Source organism: Pseudanabaena sp. 'Roaring Creek', from assembly GCF_001402795.1.
In the GTDB taxonomy this organism is placed as follows: domain Bacteria; phylum Cyanobacteriota; class Cyanobacteriia; order Pseudanabaenales; family Pseudanabaenaceae; genus Pseudanabaena.
In genome coordinates this window covers 1-5,025 of sequence record NZ_LIRE01000432.1, presented here as the reverse complement: position 1 = coordinate 5,025, position 5,025 = coordinate 1, and the positions used below count along the sequence as shown (strand labels likewise).

Below are 5,025 nucleotides of genomic sequence, written 5' to 3'. Positions count from 1 at the left end.
TATAGTTGTTTTAAATAACTTGTAGACGGGCTTCGACTTCGCTCAGCCCTCGGTGTAAGCTAGCTGAGCGAAGTCGAAGCTGTAGTTTTTATTTAAATTATCTATACTTTTGGGCTTTGAGAAAGGGTTTTCAAGTTAAGAAATGGCGTAGCCATTGCTTAACTTGGTATGAGGCGATCGCCTATTGAACCAGCTTGGCAAGTTCACCACGATTATTTAATTCCATGACGATATCGCAGCCACCAATAAATTCACCATCAATATAAACTTGAGGAAAAGTCGGCCAATCGGAAAACTCCTTTAAACCTTGACGAAGATCCCCATCTTCAAGAATATTTTCAGTTTCATAAGGTTGCCCCAACTTATTAAAAACCTGTACAACGGCGGCAGAAAAACCACATTGAGGCTGTAGAGGCGTACCTTTGATATAGAGCATGATTTTATTGTTTGCGATCTGGCTCTCGATCTTAGTTTGCAAAATAGGGCTAAGCATATTAGTTTAATCTGGTTCAGTTTACGAGCAATTTACTACTGCTACTATAGCAATCGTCATAATCCTTTTTCATATCAACAGCCAAAATATGAATGGCGGCGCGAAGCTCCGCCATTCATATTTTGGGTTAGCTAAACATCATGTTTCGCACGCCAAGTCGGATAGGTGGTTTTCGGAGCTCTCAAGCATTCTTCGACAGTTTCAGCCACGTTACGCCATGTAATATCCTCGCGCCCAAGCATTTTGCGTAATTGGATGAGCGTATCTTCGAGTTCGAGATTAAATTTCTCAAAGGGTAAAGGGGATAAAGCCCTTTCGGGAGCTTGAATTACTTTATTCAAGGCTTCTTTGACAATACTGATAATTTGGTTTGTCATGTCAGATTTGACTCTTTGGCGCAAACTTTGCAACCCACGACGACTAGTGGCATACATAGGCGGCAACCGATTAAGTACGTAGGCTGCCACATCATCAATGCTAATCTTCTCCTTGATCGTTTCGTCAAGACGTTGGACGCGCCGCTCGACGATCGCCGCTACCAAACTTTCGAGAATATTGCTATAGCGATAAACGGTTCCTGACATGTAGGACTCAAAATCTTTAATCTCCGCTGAAATATCCTTTTCGGTTTTGGGTGTTTTTGCACCGTTGCCTAAAATTGGCGTGGGTTTACGGCGCACCGCATAGCTACGCGCTAATAGGGAATTACGGCGGTCAAGGCTGACGTACGTGCCATTGGATAGCCCCTGATAATATCCCGAATCCAAGGCATCGCGGACAGCATCAGGTACGTCTTTCCACTTCAGATACTCTTTATTAAATAATTTGCGTAGTTTCACCAGCGATCGCGCTTGACTGATGAGTTCGTGGGCAGGAATGGGATCGGTTTGCCTTAAAACATCGCTCTGAGTACTTAGGAATCCATTGCGGACAGTTTTAGCGATCGCGTTCCCCAATTCTAGCTCGGCTTTTTTACGCTGCTGGATCCACCCCCGCTGCGTGGTGGCATACATTGGTGGTAATCGATTGAGTGTATAAGCAATTACTTCACTAAGATCGACTCGCTTTTTTACATCAGCACCTAATCTTTTGTATTGTAATTCTGCTTCTTCGATTACTAATTCTTCTAGTGCATTTCTACAACTGCTCATGGAAAATCCTTACATATTGAGGATTAGGTTCGCTTAGTTTTAGCGTGTTTAATCTATTAGAGGTATAAATGTTAGCACAAAATATCAAGTCTTATTTAATTAAAAGTTCCATCTATCGGCTTTAGTTTTAATTAATCAATCTAATCAGTTGGCGCTATTCACATTACGATTAATTTTATTTTTCAGGAATATAGTTACTAAAAAATAAAGTTAATTGAAAATCAAATTTCTAGTATTAGACTTTCATAAAAATTGTTTTTTAATCTCAAAATAGCAGTTCTCAATAGAAAAAATCTAGCGCCAAAACTCTTGAATCTAAAAATCAGAAATCATTAATTCCCGTTTCAGGAATGGTTGTTTTGGATAAACCTGCGATCGCCCTGAGATTTTGGCAACGAATCAATTCGGTAAACTCTGGGGTATTCCGTCCCGCTAGCTTTGCCGCCGCAGGAATGCCATCCAGTAAAGCTCTAGCCGCTTCAGCTTCTCGGTAACCTCTTCTTTGTGCAACTTCGAGTGCTTCGCGATCCGATTCGATTTGAATTTGTGAACTTTTGTTTTTACGCAAAATTTGATTGATGCCAATTGTGCCTAATAGTATGGCGATCGCTATTCCCGTTACATCTCCTTGGATTGCTTCGACAATTCCACCTGCTAGAGACATGGCTGCTACCCCTTGATAAGCACCTGTTTGTAACCATCTTGTCCTTTGTCGCCAGCTTACTTCATACAATAACAGCAGATCCCTTTGTGGTTCTGGTAACTGTCGCCATAAACGAAAATTTATGAGTATTTGTGCGCCTTTCTGCCACGGCAAGATGGGCAGACTCGCAATCGGTTCGATCTGCTCGGATGTGGATTTAATTGATGTCGTCATACGCCAAGAGGCAGGGAGGAGATCGCGTAGGCGGGCGATTTCTTCATTGATGTTCATAGGAGTTGGGAGATTATTTTTTCAGGGAGATTGCGTCTAAAAATCTTGCAAGATCCTGCGAGAAAAATCTTGCCAGAATTAGTAGTGCAAATTATATGATTTTAGACACCATGAAACTTATGTCCTATCTAAACTTAGCAACCCATGAGCAATAACTTAACTGTCGCTGATGCCGAGCGCGTGCTTTGGGAACTGAGCGACCTAGACGACGAAACGGCAACTTTAGAACGCAGGTCGCAAATTTGCGAAGCCCTAGATTATTTAACGCAAAAGTCGGACTACCATATTTTTGGGATCTGCGCTGATACTACCAAGCAAGCTTTACAAGCCTTAAAAAATTACGCCGATCACTTTCGATACGATTTGCCTGATGCTGACCTACCTGCGATCGCTGATGGGATCTACCTGAAATATAACCCTCGCAGTCGTCGTTATCACTCTGACAACTACAAAGGACTATATCGGGGGGTCTTGCTATCTTTTCATACTGATTTTACCGATGGCTATAGCGGTACGCATGGACATTTCCCATTAGATCTTTTTTAAGGAATAGGGGGCAAAGCCTCTCTATTTTTTGAAATAACCTCAAAGCCCAAAAGTAAAAGCCTTGCTTAGCAAGGCTTTTACTTTTTAATGCCAGCTTAATACCAATTTCCAAAAGTGTGGCTACACTTTTGGAAATTGAAAACCAAACCCAGTAAGGGTTTTAAAATCACAAAATGGCGTAGCCATTTTGTGATTTGGTATCACTCGAACTGACGTTAAAATACTTGATCGGTGAAGCTGCCATGTAACCCATAGGGGACGTGATGCTTTAAATGTAAAGTGGCGACTGGTTTTCCCGCAATATTTTGAGCGTCAAGAATCACTAAATCGGAGCGATTGTGAGCAGCATCAAAAACTAAAGTCATGATCCATCCGTCATCTTCAGCCCCATGATCAGCACCATGACGATCGCGAGGTACAAAAATTGGCTCGCTAATAAAGCCCCTTGGCGCAAAACTATGAAACTCTTGCTTGCCAGTTTCTACATCGACTTTGGCGATCGCTTGCAAAGGAGCATTACCCGACTCTTTGGCGATCGCGCCGATATAGGCATAGCGATATTTCTGCCCCATACAACGGGGATTTACCACAGGAAATTCGCAGGAGCGCTCTAATATAAGCTGGCGCTTTACCGTACCAAGTTTGGGATTGATTCTAAAGCGGTATAGCTGTCCCGCAACTACCCCATCAAAATCAATATTCCGAAAATCTGTATTGGGTTCCAGCTTCGGATAGTCAGGATAGCAAACTGAATCGACAATAATCTCATCATCCTCTTCATACGCATTGCAATGGTGAAACACAAAGCAAGGATCGGTTTCTAGGGTTTGGAGATTGCCTTGGCGATCGACTATCAAAAACTGACTGGGCGTATTTGGTCTTAACTCTATGCATTCCCCAGCGGTGGCAAAGCCAAAAATAAAGGGTAAAGGTTTAAAAGAAACGGGATTTTGCATAAAAATTCGATAGTTCGGCGTATAGGCAAAATCATGTAAGAAACAAAATCCCGATACCGTAACCTGTGATTCGGTGGATAATTTGCCTTCGGCATTTACCTGATAGATCGAAATTTTGGATTGCGGTCCAGGTTGTACGCCAAAGCCCCACAAATCCCCCGTGCGATCGTCCCTCCTCGGATGAGCGGTGAATACCTTGCCAGCCGCCAACTTGCCCTCAAAATTTTCTAGCCCTAAGGTGTCCAAATTTTTGGGATTGAGGGCATAGGGTTGAGCGGCTTCCCAGAGAGCCAGTAATTTGCCCCCTTGATATACCACATTGGTGTTAGCAACATTTTTATTTCGCAAATCAAAGATATTGCGGAGCCACCCCCCAGCCTTTTGCGTGCCAAAGACCCCCCGATAAAGAATCTTTCCCGCTTTCTGCTCCGCTAAAAATTCAGGAGTTTTTACAAACTGATTTGTGAAATGCGCCTTGCCATCTTTAAAGGCGATCGCACAGATCATGCCATCGCCATCAAAGGGATGTCCGTACTTTTGCCCGTTAATATCCAGTTGCCCTGGTCCATTGCGAAATAAAGTCCCCTCTAAGGCGATCGGAATTTCGCCTTCAACTTCATCAATCCAATAGGATCTTTCAGTGCGCAGAGACTCATAGCCCTTTTGCCAATCTTCACACGAAAAAGTAGGCGATGCAGTCTGAACCATAGGTAATTACTATCTAAAAAAATACTATTTACAAATAAACCTGCTCGTATTGTAACAATTTCGTCACAATTACAATTTATCCCAGAACACAAAATGGCTAAGCCATTTTGTGTTCTGGGATTAGGACAAACCCAAAGCCCAAAATAGAGTTGCGGCGCGTAGCGCCGCAACTCTATTTTGGGCTTTATATCTTAATTACAATGGCTATAGCTATATTTTGTGAATGGGGATTAGGGC

The 5,025-nt window shown here is 42.6% G+C and carries 5 protein-coding genes; 1 reads left to right on the top strand and 4 read right to left on the bottom strand.

All coding sequences use genetic code 11. The features are described 5' to 3' along the window. Nucleotides 1-181: 181 nt before the first annotated feature. The 3 genes from grxD to AC805_RS14175 all read right to left on the bottom strand — a co-directional run bounded on the left by grxD (nucleotide 182) and on the right by AC805_RS14175 (nucleotide 2,578). Complete coding sequence (grxD, locus tag AC805_RS14185) at nucleotides 182-493, bottom strand: Grx4 family monothiol glutaredoxin (protein ID WP_055076022.1); 312 nt, start codon at nucleotides 491-493, stop codon at nucleotides 182-184. A gap of 131 nt (nucleotides 494-624) precedes the next feature. Next, entirely contained in the window at nucleotides 625-1,644 is a 1,020-nt protein-coding gene (locus tag AC805_RS14180) for a late competence development ComFB family protein (RefSeq protein ID WP_055076021.1), read from the bottom strand. 322 nt (nucleotides 1,645-1,966) lie between these two features. Beyond that, nucleotides 1,967-2,578, bottom strand: a complete 612-nt coding sequence (locus AC805_RS14175; protein ID WP_055076020.1) for a DUF3318 domain-containing protein — start codon at nucleotides 2,576-2,578, stop codon at nucleotides 1,967-1,969. Nucleotides 2,579-2,722: 144 nt separating this feature from the next. Between AC805_RS14175 and AC805_RS14170 the strand changes: the two genes are divergently transcribed. After that, nucleotides 2,723-3,124, top strand: coding sequence for a DUF1824 family protein (locus tag AC805_RS14170; protein WP_055076019.1), 402 nt, complete (start codon nucleotides 2,723-2,725; stop codon nucleotides 3,122-3,124). Nucleotides 3,125-3,339: 215 nt separating this feature from the next. Here the strand turns inward: AC805_RS14170 and AC805_RS14165 are convergent, their stop codons facing one another. Next, nucleotides 3,340-4,788, bottom strand: a complete 1,449-nt coding sequence (locus AC805_RS14165) for a carotenoid oxygenase family protein (RefSeq protein ID WP_055076018.1) — start codon at nucleotides 4,786-4,788, stop codon at nucleotides 3,340-3,342. Between the last annotated feature and the right edge of the window lie 237 nt (nucleotides 4,789-5,025).

What these genes read in the sequence shown, in the direction of transcription:
- AC805_RS14165 (WP_055076018.1), bottom strand. Translation starts at nt 4,788, where the DNA reads ATGGTTCAGACTGCATCGCCTACTTTTTCGTGTGAAGATTGGCAAAAG.
- AC805_RS14175 (WP_055076020.1), bottom strand. Translation starts at nt 2,578, where the DNA reads ATGAACATCAATGAAGAAATCGCCCGCCTACGCGATCTCCTCCCTGCC.
- grxD (WP_055076022.1), bottom strand. Translation starts at nt 493, where the DNA reads ATGCTTAGCCCTATTTTGCAAACTAAGATCGAGAGCCAGATCGCAAAC.
- AC805_RS14170 (WP_055076019.1), top strand. Translation starts at nt 2,723, where the DNA reads ATGAGCAATAACTTAACTGTCGCTGATGCCGAGCGCGTGCTTTGGGAA.
- AC805_RS14180 (WP_055076021.1), bottom strand. Translation starts at nt 1,644, where the DNA reads ATGAGCAGTTGTAGAAATGCACTAGAAGAATTAGTAATCGAAGAAGCA.